The organism is Streptomyces coffeae (assembly GCF_016741875.1).
GTDB classification, from domain to species: domain Bacteria; phylum Actinomycetota; class Actinomycetes; order Streptomycetales; family Streptomycetaceae; genus Streptomyces; species Streptomyces coffeae.
Genome location: NZ_JAERRF010000011.1, coordinates 100450 through 118194, shown reverse-complemented (window position 1 = coordinate 118194; position 17745 = coordinate 100450). Strand labels below are relative to the sequence as shown.

14 protein-coding genes and 1 tRNA gene are annotated in these 17745 nt (G+C 71.9%); 10 read left to right on the top strand and 5 right to left on the bottom strand.

The window, feature by feature from the left end; all coding sequences use genetic code 11:
- Positions 1-86: 86 nt before the first annotated feature.
- The 3 genes from JK363_RS20635 to JK363_RS20625 all read right to left on the bottom strand — a co-directional run bounded on the left by JK363_RS20635 (position 87) and on the right by JK363_RS20625 (position 5006).
- Complete coding sequence (locus tag JK363_RS20635) at positions 87-1016, bottom strand: coiled-coil domain-containing protein (protein ID WP_201876441.1); 930 nt, start codon at positions 1014-1016, stop codon at positions 87-89.
- Positions 1017-1263: 247 nt separating this feature from the next.
- Positions 1264-4023, bottom strand: a complete 2760-nt coding sequence (locus tag JK363_RS20630; protein ID WP_201876440.1) for an SUKH-4 family immunity protein — start codon at positions 4021-4023, stop codon at positions 1264-1266.
- A gap of 5 nt (positions 4024-4028) precedes the next feature.
- On the bottom strand, positions 4029-5006 hold the full coding sequence (locus tag JK363_RS20625) for an SMI1/KNR4 family protein (RefSeq protein ID WP_201876439.1): 978 nt from the start codon (positions 5004-5006) through the stop codon (positions 4029-4031).
- Between the two features lie 219 nt (positions 5007-5225).
- Between JK363_RS20625 and JK363_RS20620 the strand changes: the two genes are divergently transcribed.
- Positions 5226-5747, top strand: a complete 522-nt coding sequence (locus JK363_RS20620) for a YwqJ-related putative deaminase (protein ID WP_201876438.1) — start codon at positions 5226-5228, stop codon at positions 5745-5747.
- Positions 5744-6244: an SUKH-3 domain-containing protein gene (locus JK363_RS20615; RefSeq protein WP_201876437.1), complete on the top strand. Its 501-nt coding sequence runs from the start codon at positions 5744-5746 to the stop codon at positions 6242-6244. The genes JK363_RS20620 and JK363_RS20615 overlap by 4 nt, the downstream gene beginning before the upstream one ends.
- A gap of 304 nt (positions 6245-6548) precedes the next feature.
- Here the strand turns inward: JK363_RS20615 and JK363_RS20610 are convergent, their stop codons facing one another.
- On the bottom strand, positions 6549-7982 hold the full coding sequence (locus JK363_RS20610) for a histidine kinase (RefSeq protein WP_201876436.1): 1434 nt from the start codon (positions 7980-7982) through the stop codon (positions 6549-6551).
- 201 nt (positions 7983-8183) lie between these two features.
- Between JK363_RS20610 and JK363_RS20605 the strand changes: the two genes are divergently transcribed.
- From JK363_RS20605 to JK363_RS20580, 6 genes are all read left to right on the top strand, one after another.
- A tRNA-Gln gene (locus JK363_RS20605) sits at positions 8184-8255 on the top strand.
- A gap of 116 nt (positions 8256-8371) precedes the next feature.
- Entirely contained in the window at positions 8372-9829 is a 1458-nt protein-coding gene (gene glmU / locus JK363_RS20600) for a bifunctional UDP-N-acetylglucosamine diphosphorylase/glucosamine-1-phosphate N-acetyltransferase GlmU (RefSeq protein ID WP_201876435.1), read from the top strand.
- Between the two features lie 71 nt (positions 9830-9900).
- Positions 9901-10878 carry a ribose-phosphate diphosphokinase gene (locus JK363_RS20595; RefSeq protein WP_201876434.1) on the top strand — a complete coding sequence of 326 codons (978 nt, stop codon included), beginning with the start codon at positions 9901-9903 and terminating at the stop codon, positions 10876-10878.
- Positions 10879-11080: 202 nt separating this feature from the next.
- Positions 11081-11674: a 50S ribosomal protein L25/general stress protein Ctc gene (locus JK363_RS20590; RefSeq protein ID WP_201876574.1), complete on the top strand. Its 594-nt coding sequence runs from the start codon at positions 11081-11083 to the stop codon at positions 11672-11674.
- A gap of 105 nt (positions 11675-11779) precedes the next feature.
- Positions 11780-12373 (top strand): aminoacyl-tRNA hydrolase, encoded by a 594-nt coding sequence (gene pth / locus JK363_RS20585; RefSeq protein WP_201876433.1) that lies wholly within the window; start codon positions 11780-11782, stop codon positions 12371-12373.
- Between the two features lie 67 nt (positions 12374-12440).
- The gene (locus tag JK363_RS20580; protein WP_201876432.1) at positions 12441-12971 is read left to right on the top strand and encodes a hypothetical protein; all 531 of its coding nucleotides are present in this window, start codon (positions 12441-12443) and stop codon (positions 12969-12971) included.
- Between the two features lie 79 nt (positions 12972-13050).
- Here JK363_RS20580 and ppc read toward each other — a convergent pair whose 3' ends face one another.
- Entirely contained in the window at positions 13051-15771 is a 2721-nt protein-coding gene (ppc, locus tag JK363_RS20575; RefSeq protein ID WP_201876431.1) for a phosphoenolpyruvate carboxylase, read from the bottom strand.
- Positions 15772-16018: 247 nt separating this feature from the next.
- Between ppc and JK363_RS20570 the strand changes: the two genes are divergently transcribed.
- Together JK363_RS20570 and JK363_RS20565 are read left to right on the top strand one after the other, a co-directional pair.
- Positions 16019-16999 carry an acyl-CoA desaturase gene (locus tag JK363_RS20570; protein ID WP_201876430.1) on the top strand — a complete coding sequence of 327 codons (981 nt, stop codon included), beginning with the start codon at positions 16019-16021 and terminating at the stop codon, positions 16997-16999.
- Positions 16999-17706 (top strand): TetR/AcrR family transcriptional regulator, encoded by a 708-nt coding sequence (locus JK363_RS20565; RefSeq protein WP_201876573.1) that lies wholly within the window; start codon positions 16999-17001, stop codon positions 17704-17706. Before JK363_RS20570 ends, JK363_RS20565 begins: the two co-directional genes overlap by 1 nt.
- Positions 17707-17745: the final 39 nt, after the last annotated feature.

The window sequence follows — 17745 nt, the reverse complement described above, 5'->3', positions numbered from 1 at the left end:
GCCCGGCGCAGCACCGCGCGGCGGGTACGGTCGCATCGCCGTACCCGCCGCGCGTCACCGGTCTTCCGGGCCGGAGGCCAGGTCGCTCAGGACTCGGGGCTCAGCTCCGGGTGGGAGTTGGGGCCGGGGTCGTCGGCCACCGGCTTGCCCGTCAGTGCCGCCAGGCTGCCGCGCACATGCTCCAGGTGGGCCTTCAACTCCTCGCGCCGGTCCATGTGCTCGCGCAGCGTCCGCTCGGTCTCCCGGGCGAGGCGCTCCTCGCGGGCCCGTGCCTGGGCGACGATCTCCGCCGCCTGCGCCTGCGCGTCCTCCTGGCGCAGCCGCGCGGCCTGCTCGGCCATCGCGTACTCCCGCTTGGCGTCGGCCAGCCGGGCCTGTGTGAACTCCTCCAGCTGGGCCAGCCGGGCGGTCATCGCGCTGTCCCGCTCGGCCAGTTCGCGGCCCGCCGCCTCCCACCGGTCGCCGTGCTCCCGCTCCTGCCCGACCAGGACCGCGGCGGTGCGCTGCCGCATGTCCTTGAGCGCGGACAGCGCCTCGCCCCGCCACTCCTTGACGTCCTGGCGCGAGACCGCCCGCACCTCCTCGACCTCGGCCTGGGCCGCCTCCAGGGTGCTGCGCGCCGACGCCTCGGCGGCCTCGCGCACCCGCTCGGCCTCGTCGCGCGCCTCGTCGCGCATCCTGCGGGCGTCGGCCTGCGCGATCTCCCACTGCTCCTGCGCCCATGCCTCGGCCTGCGCGCGCAGATGGGTCTCCTCCTCCTCGGCCGCCATCAGGATCAGCTGGGCGCGGTCGCCCAGCGATTCATACGTCTGGGGGGCCAGCTGGGAGACCGCCTCGCGCAACCGCTCCGCGTCGGCGGACAGCTCATTGGCGAGCACGGTGAGGCGCGCCGCCCGCTCCCACGCCGCGTCACGCGCCTGGGACAGCTCCGCCACACAGCGGTCGACCTGCACGGGACGGTAGCCGCGGCCCCGTCCGACGATGGTGAAGCCCTGTGGTGACACCGATGCGCCCATCCTTGGAACCCCTTTTGTCCGGCATGCAACGCGCTTCGGCGCACATCTTGATGGATCGCCCCTAATCACCCATAACGCGACACTCCGCCCAGCTGTCCTCGCGGCGAGGACCGGGACCCGCTCCGGCACGCCCGCGGAATCCCCCGGTATCCCGCCGGAATCCGGTGACAACAACGACGAGGCGCCCGCCCCCGTCACGGGGGTCGGGCGCCTCGATCCGTCTGCCGACGCTGCCTGCTGGGCTAGGTCAGAGCAGGCCGTCCCACATCTGCTCCAGCAGCACCGACCACCAGTTGTCCGGTGCGGACAGCGCCGCCGGGTCCAGGGCGGCGAGCTGGGCCTGGAAGTCGACCGTCCAGCGGCCCGCCTGCTCGGGCGTCAGCCCGTAGCGCAGCCGCCACATCCGGCCCAACAGCCCCATACAGCGCACGAACTCCGGCAGACCGGTGTTCACGAACTGCGGAGGCACCGGCTGCGCCACCGCCTCCAGGGGGATGGCCACGATGTGCGCGGTGCCGTACTGCACACACAGCTGACGGCCGAAGTCATTGCCCATGACCAGGTACGACCCGGCGTCGGCCGCGGGCTGCACCCCGCGCTCGGCCGCCAGCTCGGCCAGCGTCGGCACCGGGCGGCCCGGCTGGGCCTGGGCCCAGAAGAACGGCCCGAAGTCCACCGGGAGGCCCGCCCGGACCAGCGTCTGCGCGACCACGTCCGGTACGCCCATCCGGGAGACCGCGCGCTGGTCGAAGCGGAAGACACCGGGGCCGAACGCCTGGCCCAGCTCATGCGCCAGACCCTCGGGCGGAACCGGCGGCACCGGCTGCACCTGGCTGGGGTGCGGCAGCGGCACCCGGTTCGGCGCCGGACGGGCCGGGCCGTCCGCGACCTGGTGCAACTCGCCCTGGTGCTCCAGCAGATGGCGGACGCCCTGCTGACGGGTGGCGTGGTCACGGCCGTACGGAGCGGTGTGGCTGATGCGCACCTGCGGCCAGGTCTCGCGGATCATCCGGGCGCAGTAACCGCCGGGCAGATCACAGGACTCCAGCTCGGTGTGGAGCTCCAGCACCTGCTGCGGCGGGACGTTCATCGACCGCAGCTCGTGCAGGATCTGCCACTCCGGATGCGGGGTGCCCGGCGCGGAACGGCGGATGAGCTGCTGCTCCGAGCCGTCCTGGGCGCGGTAGCGGAGGACCGCCATATAGCCGGGGCCCACGGTCGGCTGACCGGGCGGCGGCTGCGGGTACGCGTATCCGGGCGGAGCCATTTCGGGAGCCGGGGCACCGGGAGCCGGGGCGCCGGGGGGCGGGGCCATCCCGGGGGCCGGAGGACCGGTCGGCGGAGCCATACCGGGGGCGCCGGGAGCGCCAGGAACGCCCGGGGCGCCGGGGCCACCGGCCAGCATGGTCGCGGCGGCGTGCACACCGTCACCGGGAGCGCCGGGCGCGCCAGGAGCACCGTGCACACCCGGGGCGCCGGGCGCACCGGGGAACGGAGGCGGCGGTGTCGCGGAACCACCCGCACCGGGGACCCCGGGTGGGCCGGGCGGCTGCGGGCCGGATGGGGCAGCCTGACCGGGAACGCCCGGGGCGCCGGGCGGAGCCGGGAAGCCGGGACCGCCCGGACCGGGCGGCGGCGTCTGACCCGGAGCACCGGGCGCGCCGGGCGCGGCGGGCTGACCGGGACCACCCGCCAGCATCGTCGCCGCGGCATGCACACCACCGCCGGGAGTGCCTGGGGCACCGGGCGCCTGGGGCGGCTGCGGAGCACCGGGCGGCGGGGTCTGACCCGGAGCACCGGGTGCACCAGGAGCACCGGGAGCGCCCGGCGCACCGGGCGCGCCGGGCGCGGCGGGCTGACCGGGACCACCCGCCAGCATCGTCGCCGCGGCATGTACATGGCCGCCGCCCGGAGCACCGGGCGCACCCGGACCGCCCGGCGGCGGGGTCTGTCCACCGGGTCCCGCGTCGGGGTCGAGCTGCGAGACCAGCTGGGTCGGCACATAGCCCCCGGCCGGAGCACCCGGGGCGCCGGGCCCGGACGGGGCGGGCGGCGGTGAAGGGGGCGGCGGGGTCTGCCCGCCCGCGCCCGGCCGGGCGCCGGGCGCACCCGGGGCGCCGGGCGGCGGCGGAGGCGTCGGGCCGCCGGGCGTCGCCTTGCGGGTGGCCTCGTTCGCGATGTCGGCCGCGCCGGGAGCGGCGCCGGACGCCGGACCGGCGGCCGGACCCGCGCCCTCCGGAAGGTCGATCTGCGGGGCGATGGCCGTGGGCGGCAACGCGCTGCCGCCGGACAGCAGCTCGGTCTTGGCGTCCGGCCGCACGCCCGGCGGCGGGGTGTCCTCGTCGTCGGAGCCCGCCAGCGGCGGGGCGAAGACCGTCGCGGGCAGCGCGACCGAGCGGTCGCCGTCGTCGCTTCGGGAGTTGATGTCGGCCCACGGCGTACCGCCGGAGGGCGCCGACGCGGCGGAGGAGCTGGAAGAAGAGGATCCGGCGGAAGAACCGGAAGCGGCCGGGGCCGGAGCGCCCGGCACCGGCGGCGCGTCCTGCGGCCCCCCGGACCCGGCCGCGCCCGCGGACGCGGCGTCCGACCGCTGGTCGGGGATGTCCAGCCGCTGGTCCGGCAGACTCATCGCGTCCGCCGCCTCCTGCAACCACTCCGGCGGGGTGAGCAGGAAGGACGTGGCGTTGAGGTCGATGCGCTGCTGGCGTCCACCGGTGGTCTCCGAGGAGGCGGCGTCGGCCGCCGCCCCGTAAGTCTCCTCGTAACGGCGGATCACCTCACCGACCGGCAGTCCCGGCCACAGCGTGGTGTCGCCGCTGTCGCGGGCGATGACCATCCGCGCGCCCTCGGTGGCCGCGTCCGACACCGGACCGTCGGGCCGGTCCTCGGCCCAGACCACGAACCCCAGGTCGAACTCCCGGACCCGTACCTCGCGCTGCTGATAGGCGGGCACATCGGCGTTGATCCAGAGTTCCGCGCGCTCCTGCGCCTGTGCGAAGGTCACCATCGCGCTCACTCCTCCACCGGGACGGCGTACGCGAATCCGCCGTCCACCATCAGGTTCGCCACGGTCTCCAGCTCCGGCGGATTGCCCGCCAGCCGCAGCAGGAAGGCGTCGAAGTCATCGCCGCACGGCAGCATGAGCTCCGTCACCCGGTCCTGAACCGTCCAGCCGTCGCGGTCCCGCGCGTCGTCGTACGCGCAGAACCACACCGAGCCGATCGCGTCGCCCTTCACTTTCACCGCGATCACTCCGCCCTGGACGAAGCCGACGCCCAGATAGTCCTTGGTGAAGTGGTCACGCAGACACTTGTTCATGTACACGAGGTCGTTGACCGCGGCCTCGTCGCGCACCGTGAAGAAGGGCTGATCGATCAGCAGCCCCAACTCCGGGTCGAGCGCCGCACCGACCGGTGCGCAGCCACCCGCCGCCTTGAGGTAGGAGCGGTACGCGTCGGGCAGCCGGTAGCCGAGGTCCTCCTCGACGCCCAGCATCTGCTCCTCGGTGACCGAAAGACCGCGCACGGGCAGCCCGAAGTGGATCGGCCGGGTCTCCTGGAGGGGCCGGGTGCCGCGCTTGTTCTGGTCGACCGGCGCGGTGGCCAGTCCACCGTGGTGCCGCAGCAGCGCCTTCACCTCGACCGGGATCAGCTCCATCCGCCGGGTGCCGGCGACGTGGTGCCAGGTCCAGCCGTGCGGGGTGGCGACCGGCGCGGAGTCCTTCCACAGCTCGTGCCCGGCGGCGAACTGTGCCGCGTTCGCCGAGACGTAGTCGGTCAGCCGCAGCTCGTCGACGCCGAACCCCTCCGGGGGCTCGGCGATTTCGGCCGCCGCGCGAGCATAGGGCGAGAAGTCCGGATAGCCGCTTTCGTCCACTCGGACGCCCTTGGGGTGGCGAGCGGCCCGGACCGGGTCCGGGAAGTGCACGACCTGCCCGGCGTAGGCCGTGTTCGGTGGCGCGGTGTGCTGCCCGAGCCGACCTGTCGTCATGGCGGTTGCCCCCTGCTGATGCTGTCTACTGCCCACAGCCTATGTGGTGGCGCAATGGGCGGAGCCGGTCGGTCGCCCCGGCCGCCCCGTCCCGGCGCACGGCCACGGGCCCGACGCGCCGCCCACCTGGCGGTACAAGCCCGGACTACCGCACCACCCGGCACATTTGGCAATCTGATCACTGCAACCGGGGGATTGCGGTAGGGAGGGAATCACCACATGCACACCATGCGGAACGGCGGGAGCGGCAACGGCGCCGCCCCCGCGGCCGGCGACCCCCGGCTGGGATGGAGCAGCGTCGACCCCGACGCCGGGCCGCCCCCGGTGCACCACCGGCGCGACGGCATCCTGCCCGCCGTGGCCGCCGCGCTGTCCGTCCGCGGCGAGACCCTCACCTGCACCGGAATCAAGGGCGATCAGCCGCCCACGCCGCACCCCCTGGTCAAGGAGTTCCTCGACGCGCTCCCCACCGGCCGGCGCGAGCGCTTCACCGGCCGCTGCGCCGAGGCGATCCTGCTCTCCCGCCATCTGACGGCCTTCGAGGCGAGCCGCTCCAAGCGGGCCTCCCGCAAACCGCTCAGCCAGGGCGAGGCCCGCCGCTCCCTCAAGCACGCCAAACTCACCACCCGCCGCATCCGCGAGGCGGGCGACCCCCAGCACGGCAGCTACGCCCCGCCCTGCCTGTCCTGCACGGCGCTGCTGGCCCACTTCGGCGTACGGGTCGTGGGTGAGACCGAGTGAAACAGGCATACGACCGCAGAGACGTCACCCGCTTCCCCATCGCCGTCGACGCCGCGCTGCGCGAGGCGGGCTGGGAGCCCGGCCGCTGGGACATCCGGCGCGCCGAGATCTGGGCCGACGCCCTGCGCGCCCACACCTCCCCGGCCGGACACCGGCACGCGGTCTTCCCGGCGGCCGTCGAGGCGTGGGCGGAGTTCGGCGGGCTGGAGGTGCAGCCGCCCGCGGCGGGGCGGCAGATCGCCCCGACCTCGTTCCGGATCGACCCGCTGCCCGGCCTCCATCTGGCCCGTACCCTCGGCGACTTGGGGCGGGCGCTGGAGACGGAGGTCTGTCCGCTGGGCGAAGAGGCGGACGGACAGGCGCTGCTGACCATCGACGCGGAGGGGCGGGTCTACAGCCTGGACCACTGCGGTGACTGGTATCTGGGCGCGAGCGTGGACGCGGCGCTGGCCACCCTGGTCACAGGCACCCTCCCGCCGAGGTTGCCCCGGGCGTAGACCGCCCGACCCGCGAGGTCGCCGACCCGCCGGTACGCCGGATCCGCCGCGACAACGACCCTCCGACCCCACGGCCGCCCCGCTCTCGCCGCCACCAGGCCCATACGCCCCAAAAGCCACCAGGACCCACTTCGGAAAGCCGCCGAACATCCACGCCCGGGCGGGCAGAACGCAACGCCGGTACGCCGGATCCGCACCCCACCGGCCCGCGGCCCGCCGCCCCTCGCGCCACCGCCGGGCCCGTACTCCGCAGACGCGCGGCTCCGCCCGAACGACGGCCGGGCGCCCCGCGCCGCCCGGGCGCCTAGGCGGTCTTGGCGCGCGCCACGTCCTTCAACTCCTCTGCGGGGGCGTCCGCGGACTCCGCTTGTTCAGCGCCCGTGCGGTCCGGGATGACCGCCGAGACCCGGAAGCCGCCCGCCTCGGTCGGGCCCGACACAAAGCCCCCGCCCAGCGTGGAGACCCGCTCACGCATGCCGACCAGGCCGTTGCCCCCGCTGGGCAGCCCGGCGTCCGCCGCGCCGCGTTCGCTCGGGCCGTTCTCCACCAGTACCGCGATCTCGTCGGCGCGATGGGCGACCCGCACCCGGGCGCTCGCGCCCGGGGCGTGCTTGTGGACGTTGGTGAGCGCCTCCTGCACCACGCGGTAGGCGGTCTGCTCCACTCGCGACGCATAGCGCCGCTCCTCGCCTTCCACCGAGAGCTCCACGGTCATCCCCGCCGCGCGCGACTGCCCGACCAGCGCGTCCAGCTCCGCCAGGCGCGGCCCGTCCAGGGGCTCCGCCTCCCGCGCCGCCGCCCCCGCGGCCTGCGCGGCGGCCGACGCGGCCACCGCCACCGCGGCCAGCGGCACCCGCTTCTCCTCGGGGGCGGCCGGGGCCGCCGCGCCCCCGCCGGACCGCTGCCCGTCCTCGGAGCGCAGCACCCCCAGCATCTGCCGCAGCTCGGTGAGTGCCTGCCGCCCCATGTCTCCGACCAGCGCCGCGTTCTTCGACGCCTTCTCCGGGTCCTTCAGCGCCACCGCCTGGAGCGCCGCCGCGTGCACCACCATCAGGCTCACCCGGTGCGCCACCACGTCGTGCATCTCGCGGGCGATCCGGGTGCGCTCCTCGTTGCGGGCCCACTCGGCCCGCTCCTCCGCGCGGTCCGCGAGCAGCGACAGCTCGCGCTCAAGTCCGTCGGCCCGCTCCCGCAGACTCTCCACCAGCCGCCGCCGCGCCCTGACGTACAGCCCGAGCAGCACCGGCGGGGCGGTCATCCCCAGCGCCATCGTCACCGAGACCAGCGGCACCGCCCAGAGCCCCGGGTCCCAGCCGCCCTTCCCGATGTCCTGCTGGAAACGGATCATGGTGATGATGAGCGTCCCGGAGCCCGCCATCCCGGCGAGCACCGCCGTGATCCGCCGCGGCACTTCGGAGGCGGCCAGGGTGTAGAGGCCGACCACACCGAGCAGCAGCCCCATCTCGGCCGGGGTGACGGCGATCACTATCAGGACAACGGCGATCGGCCACCGGCGCCGCACCACCAGCGTCGAGCCGACGACGATTCCGAGCAGCACACCGAGCAGCGGGGGAATCCGGGCGTCATCGGCGAAAACGACACCTTCCGCGGCGCACTCCGCCGCCGACGCGATGGCGAGACCCACATCGAGCACCATGCTCCGCCGCCGCGACCACCACCATGGACCAGCGGGCGCGCCCCGCGCGCTCGCTGCCTCGACTACCCCCGTAGCACTCATAGCGACCAGACTACGACCGTGGAGCAAGGGAATTCCCCGGGACACGGCGGGGTGAAGGACACTCGAACGGCGGACAGCGCCGCGCCCCGGAACGGGGCAACAACGCTGATCTATACCGTCGCATCGAGGGCTGGTGGTACGGCATAGTGGTGGGGGCCAAGTCGACAGCCTGACCAGGTGTCCGACTTGAGTGCTTTTCTTTCCCCTGTGGTGTAATAGGCAACACTACCGGTTTTGGTCCGGTTGTTCCGGGTTCGAGTCCTGGCAGGGGAGCTCTTCTTTCCGTCCCTACGGGTCCTGATCGCCCCGATCGGGACCCGCACACGTTTCCGTCCCGAAACCTCTCGGTATCCTGCGGGTGTCCACCCCCGAAGCCGAAGGGCACACCCGTGAGCGCCAACCGCCCGGCAGCCGTCGTCGTCCTCGCCGCGGGTGAGGGCACCCGTATGAAGTCGGCGACCCCCAAGGTCCTGCACGCGATCTGCGGCCGATCCCTCGTCGGGCATGTCGTCGCCGCCTCCCGCGAGCTCTCGCCCGAGCATCTGGTGGTCGTCGTCGGCCACGCCCGTGAGCAGGTCACCGCGCATCTCGCCGAGATCGACGCGGAGGTGCGCACCGCCGTCCAGCACGAGCAGAACGGCACCGGCCACGCCGTCCGGATGGGCCTGGAGGAGCTGTCCGGCAGCGGAGTCGCCCTCGACGGCACCGTGATCGTCGTCTGCGGTGACACCCCGCTGCTGACCGGCACGACGCTGGACCGGCTCGCCTCGGTGCACGCCACCGACGGCAACGCCGTGACCGTGCTCACCGCCGAGGTGCCCGACTCCACCGGCTACGGCCGGATCGTGCGGGACCCGGCGAGCGGCGCCGTCACCGCGATCGTCGAGCACAAGGACGCCACCGACGCCCAGCGCGCGATCCGCGAGATCAACTCCGGTGTCTTCGCCTTCGACGCCCAGCTGCTCACCGACGCGCTCGGCAAGGTGCGCACCGACAACAGCCAGGGTGAGGAGTACCTCACCGATGTGCTCGGCATCCTGCGTGAGGCCGGTCACCGGGTGGGAGCCGCCGTGGCCGCCGACCACCGGGAGATCCTGGGCATCAACAACCGCGTCCAGCTGGCCGAGGCCCGCAGGCTGCTCAACGACCGGCTGCTGGAGCGCGCCATGCTCAGCGGGGTGACCGTGGTCGACCCGGGCACCACCTGGATCGACGCGACCGTCACCTTCGCACCGGACGCCCTGGTCCACCCCGGCACCCAGCTGCTGGGCACCACCCATCTCGCCGCGCACAGCGAGGTCGGCCCGAACTCCCGGCTCACCGACACCACCGTGGGCGAGGGCGCCGTCGCCTCGTTCACCGTCGCCCACAGCGCCGAGATCGGCGAGGGCGCCAGTGTGGGGCCGTACGCGTATCTGCGCCCCGGCACCCGGCTCGGCACCAAGGCCAAGGCCGGTACCTACGTGGAGATGAAGAACGCCACGATCGGCGAGGGCAGCAAGGTGCCGCATCTGTCCTATGTGGGTGACGCGACGATCGGCGACCACACCAACATCGGCGCCGCGAGCGTCTTCGTGAACTACGACGGCGTCAACAAGCACCACACCACCATCGGCAGCCACTGCCGCACCGGAGCCGACAACATGCTTGTGGCTCCTGTCACGATCGGGGACGGCGCCTACACCGCCGCCGGCTCGGTCATCACCAAGGATGTGCCCCCCGGCTCGCTGGCCGTCGCCCGCGGACAGCAGCGGAATATCGAGGGCTGGGTGGCCCGCAAGCGCCCCGGAAGCGCCGCGGCACGGGCCGCGGAGAGCGCTCACCAGGAGCACCAGAGCGATCAGTGACCCGTACACGGGTATGCCGGGCGGGGCGTACCGTGAGAAGCGCACCAAAGTGACATCCAAGGAGACTTGCTGTGAGCGGGATCAAGACGACCGGCGAGAAGAAGCTGATGCTCTTCTCCGGCCGCGCCCACCCCGAGCTGGCCGAGGAGGTCGCCCACGAGCTGGGCGTCAGCTTGGTCCCGACCAAGGCATTCGACTTCGCCAACGGCGAGATCTACGTCCGTTTCCAGGAGTCCGCGCGAGGCGCCGACTGCTTTCTGATCCAGAGCCACACCGCTCCGATCAATAAGTGGATCATGGAGCAGCTCATCATGATCGACGCGCTGAAGCGGGCTTCCGCGCGTTCCATCACGGTGATCGTCCCCTTCTACGGCTATGCCCGCCAGGACAAGAAGCACCGCGGCCGCGAGCCCATCTCGGCCCGTCTGATCGCGGATCTGCTGAAGACCTCGGGCGCCGACCGCATCCTCACCGTCGATCTGCACACCGACCAGATCCAGGGCTTCTTCGACGGCCCGGTGGACCACCTCTTCGCGCTTCCGGTGCTCGCCGACTACGTGGGCGCCAAGGTGGACCGCACCAAGCTCACCGTGGTCTCCCCGGACGCCGGCCGGGTGCGGGTCGCCGACCGCTGGTGCGACCGGCTGGGCGCCCCGCTGGCGATCGTGCACAAGCGGCGCGACCCGGATGTGGCCAACCAGGTCACCGTCCACGAGGTCGTCGGTGATGTACACGGCCGGGTCTGTGTGCTGGTCGACGACATGATCGACACCGGTGGCACCATCTGCGCCGCGGCCGACGCGCTGTTCGCCAACGGCGCCGAGGACGTGATCGTGACCGCCACCCACGGTGTGCTGTCCGGTCCGGCCGCCGACCGGCTGAAGAACTCGAAGGTCAGCGAGTTCGTCTTCACCAACACGCTGCCCACCCCGAACGAGGTCGAACTCGACAAGGTCACCGTGCTGTCGATGGCGCCCACCATCGCCCGCGCGGTGCAGGAGGTCTTCGAGGACGGCTCGGTGACCAGCCTCTTCGAGGAGCACGCCTGATGGGCTTAGGAGCGACCCGGCTGAGGCCACCCCGCCACGGGGTGGCCTTAAGCCTATCCGGCCATTGGTAGACTCATGGGGTTGCTCGGCGAGGGAGGCTGTGCTCGGCACAGCTGTCCGTTATCGACGCGCTCTTCGTAGCAGGTCTGTCGTGGGCCGGGTGACGCCCACATATCAGGACACGATCTACGAGGAGTGCCCCATGGCCGAGGTCAAGATCTCCGCCCAGCCCCGCACCGAGTTCGGCAAGGGTGCGGCCCGCCGCACCCGCGTCGCCGGCCGCGTCCCCGGTGTCATCTACGGCCACGGCACCGAGCCGGTGCATGTGACCCTGCCGGGCCACGACCTGCTGATGGCGCTGAAGACCCCGAACGTGCTGATCCGCCTGGACATCGAGGGTGGCAAGAGCGAGCTGGTCATCCCCAAGGCCGTGCAGCGCCACCCCATCAAGATCGGCATCCTTGAGCACATCGACCTCCTGCTGGTGAAGAAGGGCGAGAAGGTCACCGTCGAGGTGCCGATCCTCACCGAGGGCGAGCTGGCCCCCGGCGGCAACCTGCTCGAGCACGTGCTGAACGCGCTGCCGGTCGAGACCGAGGCCACCCACATCCCCGAGGGTGTCACCATCTCCATCGAGGGCCTGGACGCGGGTGCCACCATCCACGCCAAGGACATCACGCTGCCGGCCGGCACCACCCTCGCCGTCGAGGAGGACGCCCCGGTGCTGCACGTGGTCACCGCCCAGGCCGAGGCTCCCGCCGAGGAGGCCGAGGAAGCCGAGGGCGAAGAGGCGTAAGCTCCGGCTTCCTCCCTTCCTTTTCTCCGGCCGCCGTTCCGCCCTGCCGCCCCGTGTCCCGGTGCGGCGGGAGGGGCGGCGGCCGTCCCTCCAGGAGACACAAGCATGACGACGGACGACACGAGCCCCTGGCTGGTGGTGGGTCTGGGCAACCCCGGGGGCGAGTACGCCGCCAACCGCCACAACGTCGGCTTCATGGTGGCCGATCTGCTGGCCGAGCGGATGGGCGCCCGGTTCAAGGCGCACAAGTCGCGGGCCCAGGTCGTCGAGGGGCGGATCGGCCCGCCCGGTCCGGGAAGCCGCCGGGTTGTCGTCGCCAAACCGATGTCGTTCATGAATCTCTCGGGCGGACCGACCACCGCGCTGCGCGACTTCTACAAGGTGCCGGTGGGTCATGTCGTGGCGGTCCATGACGAATTGGACATCGACTACGGAGCGCTGCGCCTGAAGCTGGGCGGTGGTGACAATGGCCACAACGGACTGAAGTCGATCACGAAGTCGCTGGGGCCGGACTACTTCCGGGCGCGCTTCGGAATCGGCCGTCCGCCCGGCCGGATGGATGTCGCGGCGTTCGTCCTGAAGGACTTTTCCTCTGCTGAGCGCAGGGAGTTGGACTATTTCGTGGACCGCGCGGCCGATGCGGTGGAGACGCTGATCGTGGACGGTCTGGAGCGCGCGCAGTCCACGTACAACTCCTGACAAAGGGCCGTTCGCCCGTTTCTTCACCGAGGTTGACCCCGGGACCTGTCATGGCCAGGATCCCGCCATGGCTTCCACCGGTGTGACCACTGTGACCGCCAAGCGCAGCCGCACCCGGCGTGCCCGCGAGGGCGCGTATGGGCTGCTGCTGATCGCGAAGAACGCGGCGGCGGCGCTGATCGCGCTGTTCCTGCTGGTCGCCGGGGTGTGGTCGTCCTGGAGCGATGCCCGTCCGGCCATGCTCACCAAGGGCCTTGAGCAGGGCGTGGTCACGGTCTCCGACTGCGGCGAGGACTGGTGCACCGGCCCCTTCGCGTCCGCCCGGGGCGGAGGTGAGAAGCACGGCCGGATCAAGATCGACAAGGCGGTCACCGACGGGTCGGGCGACGCGGTGGCGGTGGCGCTCAAACCGGGCACGAACGAGGGGGTCCGCACCGGTCCGGCGGGGGTGCTGCACGCCTGGGTGCCGTTCGGTGGTTCGCTGCTGCTGGCCTCGCTGCTGGTGGCCGGCGGTCTGCGGCTGCGGCGTACGGCATGGGTGATGGGGCTGCTGGGCGCGGCCCTGCTCGGCGCCTCGTACGCCGCGCTCACCTTCTGACGCGCGCCTGAACAGCACGAACAGCGGGCGGGGCCACCTCGTGAGGTGGCCCCGCCCGCTGTGTGCGTATCAGGCGTCGTCAGCCGGTGTTGCGCAGACCCGCCGCCACACCGTTGACGGTGAGCAGCAGGGCGCGGGCGAGCAGCGGATCGGCTTCCTCACCGCGCTCGCGGGCGGTGCGCTGCCGGTGCAGCAGCGACACCTGGAGGTAGGAAATCGGGTCGAGATAGGCGTCCCGGACATGGAAGGTCTGCTTCAGCACCGGGTTGGAGTCCAGGAGTTCGGTCCCGCCGGTGATCCGTAGCACCTCACGCACGGTCAGCTCGTGCTCGGCCACGATGGTGTCGAAGACATGCTTCAGCTCGTCGGGCACCAGGGTGTCGACGTAGTGGCGGGCGATCCGCAGATCCGTCTTGGCGAGGGTCATCTCCACGTTGGACAGGAAGTTGCGGAAGAAGTGCCAGTGCTGGTGCATCTCGTCGAGGACGCCGTCGAGTCCGGCGTCACGGGCGGCCTTGAGTCCGGAGCCCACCCCGAACCAGCCGGGCACGATCTGCCGGGACTGGGTCCAGCCGAACACCCACGGGATGGCGCGCAGTCCGTCCAGTCCCGCGCCCGAGTCGGGGCGGCGGGAGGGCCGGGAGCCCAGGTGGAGTTCGGCGAGCTGGTCCACGGGGGTGGAGGCGAAGAAGTAGGCGGGCAGATCGGGGTCCTCGACCAGCCTGCGGTACGCGGCGTGGGCGGCCTCGGAGACGGTGTCCATCGTCCCGTCCCAGCGGGTGAGCGCCTCGTCCGACTGCCGGGGTGCGGTGTGCAGGGCGGACGCCTGGAGCGTGGCCGCGACGGTGAGCTCCAGGTTCTCCCGGGCGAGGGAGGGGACGAGGTACTTGTCGGAGATGACCTCGCCCTGCTCGGTCACCTTGATCTCGCCCTCGAGGGTGCCCCAGGGCTGGGCGAGGATGGCGTCGTGGGTGGGGCCGCCGCCCCGGCCGACGGTGCCGCCGCGGCCGTGGAAGAGGCGCAGCCGTACGCCGTGCCGGTGGGCGACGTCACGCAGCAGCCGCTGGGCGCGGTGGATCTCCCACTGGGAGGTGGTGATGCCGCCGAACTTCGAGGAGTCGGAGTAGCCGAGCATGACCTCCTGGACATCGCCGCGGAGGGCGACCAGCCGCCGGTAGGAGGGGTCGGCGAGCATCTCGTCGAGCAGAGTGTCGGCGATCCTCAGCTCATCGGTGGTCTCCAGGAGCGGCACGATGCCGATCTTGGCCCAGCCCCCGTGCAGATCGATCAGCCCGGCCTCACGGGCGAGGACGGCGGCGGCGAAGACATCGTCGGAGCCCTGGCACATGGAGATGATGTAGGACTCGACGATCTCCGGGCCGAACCGCTCGAAGGACTCCCGGATGGTGCGGAAGACGCCGAGGGTCTTGGCCCCGGCGGCGTCCAGTGGGGCCGGGGACGGGGCGAGCGGACGGCGTGAGCGCAGCTCCTTGGCCAGCAGCTTGCGTCGGTAGTCGCGCGGCATGTCGGCGTAGCGCCAGGACTCCTCGCCGAGCCGGTCGAAGAGCTGGCCGAGCGCGTGGTGGTGGGCGTCGGCGTGTTCCCGGACGTCCATGGTGGCGAGCTGGAGGCCGAAGGCGGCCAGCGTGCGGATGGCGCGCTCGAGCCGGCCGTCGGCGATCAGCCGCCCCCGGTGGGCGCGCAGCGAGTCCTGGATGAGGTGGAGGTCGGCGAGCAGTTCGGCGGTGCCGAGGTAGTCACGGCCGGGCTGGTGGGGGGTGTCGGAGGCGAGCCGCTCACGGGTGTTGACCAGCTTCTGCCGCATGCAGGTGGCCTTGAGCCGGTAGGGCTCCTCGGCGTTGAGCCGCTTGTAGCGGGGGCTGATCTCCGGGAGGAGTTCCAGGTCGCGCTGGAGGGAGTCGAGCAGTTCCTCGGAGGCGTCGGAGTTGCGGATGGAGCTGGAGAGGGCGGCGCGCAGATCGTCGATGATCTCCAGCGCGTCGGTGATGCCGTGCTCGTGCTGGAGGATCAGCACCTCACGGGTGACCTCGGGGGTGACGTTGGGGTTGCCGTCGCGGTCGCCGCCGATCCAGGTGCCGAAGGTCAGGGGGCGGGTGGTGGCGGGCAGCTCCAGGCCGACGCGTTCGAGCTCGGCGCTGAGGTCCTCCAGGACGTCACCGACGGCGTGGGCGTGCAGTTCGTCGAGGTAGTAGATGGCGTTGCGGGCCTCGTCGGCGGGCTCGGGGCGGGCCACCCGCAGCTCGTCGGTCTGCCAGAGCAGGTCGATGTTCTCGGCGAGGCGCAGATCGGTGCGGCGCTCCTCGCCCCCGGCGGCGAGCGCGTCGAGGAGCTCGGCGATCCGGCGGAGCTTGTTGAGGACGGTGCGGCGGGCGGCCTCGGTGGGGTGCGCGGTGAAGACCGGGCGAACGTTCAGCCGCTCGACGGTGTGCCGGACGTGCTCGGGGTCGGCGTCCTTGAGCTGGTCGGCGGTGCGGGCGAGGATTCCGCCCTCGGCGTCGCGGCGGGCGCGCAGCTCACGGCCGCGGTGCACCTGCTCGGTGACGTTCGCCAGATGGAAGTAGGTGGAGAACGCCCGTACCAGCTTGGCCGCGGTCTGGAGGTCGGTCGAGCCGAGCAGCTCCGCGGCGGCCTCTCCGTCACTGCGGGTGAGGGCGCGGACGCGCTCGACGAGGTCGAGGAGGTCGGGGCCCTCCTGGCGGACGAGGGTTTCGCCGAGCAGATCGCCCAGTCGGCGGATATCGGCACGCAGAGCGGCATTGGTGTGGTCGGCACTGCTCACAGGTGCGGGCTCCTTGCAGCGAACGGGGTTCTCAAGCGGGGCAAAGCGCCTGCGCGGCGGGACCGCGGGCCATGGCCCCCATGCTTGCGGCCAGGTGGCGGACCGCGCTGTCCGACGCACCCCAGGATATGCGGCACATACCTGAGAGGGACCAGAGCCCTCTTGCCCCGCTTCGCGGCCCTGCCATACTTACGTCGCCGTAGGTTACGGATCCGTAGCCCAGCCCCCGAGCCCCACGAGGGATCCCATGACTGCAAGCCCCGACGTGGTCCACGACGCGCCGAAGGCCCAGGAGACGCCGCTTCCCTCCGCCACGCTCGGCGGGGACAGCAAGCGTTCCATCGAACAGATCACCCTGCTGCTGTTCATCACCGTCCCGTTTGTCGCGCTGCTCGCCGCCATTCCCCTGGCCTGGGGCTGGGGGGTGAGCTGGCTGGACCTGGGACTGATGGTGGCCATGTACTACATCGGCTGCCACGGCATCACCATCGGCTTCCACCGCTACTTCACCCATGGCTCCTTCAAGGCCAAGCGCCCGCTGCGGATCGCGCTGGCCATCGCCGGATCGCTGGCGGTGGAGGGGCCGCTGGTGCGCTGGGTGGCCGACCACCGCAAGCACCACAAATTCTCCGACGCCGAGGGCGACCCTCACTCTCCGTGGCGGTACGGGGAGACCGTCCCGGCCCTGATGAAGGGGTTGTGGTGGGCACATATCGGCTGGATGTTCGATGAGGAGCAGACCTCGCAGTCCAAGTACGCACCGGATCTGATCAAGGACAACACCGTTCGTGCGGTCTCCCGGCAGTTCGTGCTGTGGACCGCGGTCTCGCTGCTGCTGCCCGCGCTGATCGGCGGTCTGGTGACCTGGTCGTGGCAGGGCGCGGTGACCGCGTTCTTCTGGGGGTCGCTCGTCCGGGTGGCGTTGCTGCACCATGTCACCTGGTCGATCAACTCGATCTGCCACGCGGTGGGCAAGCGCCCGTTCAAGTCGCGTGACCGCTCCGGCAATGTGTGGTGGCTCGCGGTGCTCTCGTGCGGTGAGTCGTGGCACAACCTGCACCACGCGGACCCGACCTCTGCCCGGCACGGGGTGATGAAGGGCCAGCTGGACTCCAGTGCCCGGATCATCCGCTGGTTCGAGAAGGCGGGCTGGGCGTATGACGTCCGGTGGCCGAACGAGGCCCGTATCGACTCCCGGCGCAAAGAGGAGTCCGTCGGAGCGGCATGATGGAGCCTGTGGCGACCGATAGTAATACCAGCGGCAACAGGGACCGGCCCGCCAGGGCCGCCCGGCACTCCGGCTCCGGGACCCGGCGTACCCGCCGGGTCCGGATGACCGGCAAGGAGCGCCGGGAGCAACTGCTGGACATCGGTCGCACGCTCTTTGCCGAGCGGGGCTTCGAGGGCACATCGGTGGAGGAGATCGCGGCCAAGGCCGGGGTCTCCAAGCCGGTGGTCTACGAGCACTTCGGCGGCAAGGAGGGGCTGTACGCGGTCGTGGTGGACCGCGAGATGCGCCAGCTGCTGGACATGGTGACCGGAGCACTCACCGCGGGCCACCCCCGCGAGCTGCTGGAACAGGCCGCGTTCGCGCTCCTCGACTACATCGAGGCGTACACCGACGGCTTCCGGATCCTGGTGCGCGACTCCCCCGTGGCTCAGTCGACGGGCACCTTCGCCTCACTGATCAGCGATATCGCCACCCAGGTGGAGGACATCCTCGGGCTGGAGTTCAAGGCGCGCGGCTTCGACGCCAAGCTGGCCCCGCTGTACGCCCAGGCCCTGGTGGGCATGGTGGCACTGACCGGCCAGTGGTGGCTGGACGTCCGCAAGCCGAAGAAGGCCGAGGTGGCGGCGCATCTGGTGAATCTGGCCTGGCACGGTCTCGACGGTCTGGAGCCCAAGCCCCGGCTGATAGGCCACCGCAAGAACTGACCCGCGACCCTTCGGCCGGACCCCCGTTCCGGCCGAAGG

Coding starts and splice junctions, on each gene's coding strand:
- JK363_RS20635 (WP_201876441.1), bottom strand. CDS start 1,016: ATGGGCGCATCGGTGTCACCACAGGGCTTCACCATCGTCGGACGGGGC.
- JK363_RS20630 (WP_201876440.1), bottom strand. CDS start 4,023: ATGGTGACCTTCGCACAGGCGCAGGAGCGCGCGGAACTCTGGATCAAC.
- JK363_RS20625 (WP_201876439.1), bottom strand. CDS start 5,006: ATGACGACAGGTCGGCTCGGGCAGCACACCGCGCCACCGAACACGGCC.
- JK363_RS20620 (WP_201876438.1), top strand. CDS start 5,226: ATGCACACCATGCGGAACGGCGGGAGCGGCAACGGCGCCGCCCCCGCG.
- JK363_RS20610 (WP_201876436.1), bottom strand. CDS start 7,982: ATGAGTGCTACGGGGGTAGTCGAGGCAGCGAGCGCGCGGGGCGCGCCC.
- JK363_RS20590 (WP_201876574.1), top strand. CDS start 11,081: ATGGCCGAGGTCAAGATCTCCGCCCAGCCCCGCACCGAGTTCGGCAAG.
- pth (WP_201876433.1), top strand. CDS start 11,780: ATGACGACGGACGACACGAGCCCCTGGCTGGTGGTGGGTCTGGGCAAC.
- JK363_RS20580 (WP_201876432.1), top strand. CDS start 12,441: ATGGCTTCCACCGGTGTGACCACTGTGACCGCCAAGCGCAGCCGCACC.
- JK363_RS20570 (WP_201876430.1), top strand. CDS start 16,019: ATGACTGCAAGCCCCGACGTGGTCCACGACGCGCCGAAGGCCCAGGAG.
- JK363_RS20565 (WP_201876573.1), top strand. CDS start 16,999: ATGGAGCCTGTGGCGACCGATAGTAATACCAGCGGCAACAGGGACCGG.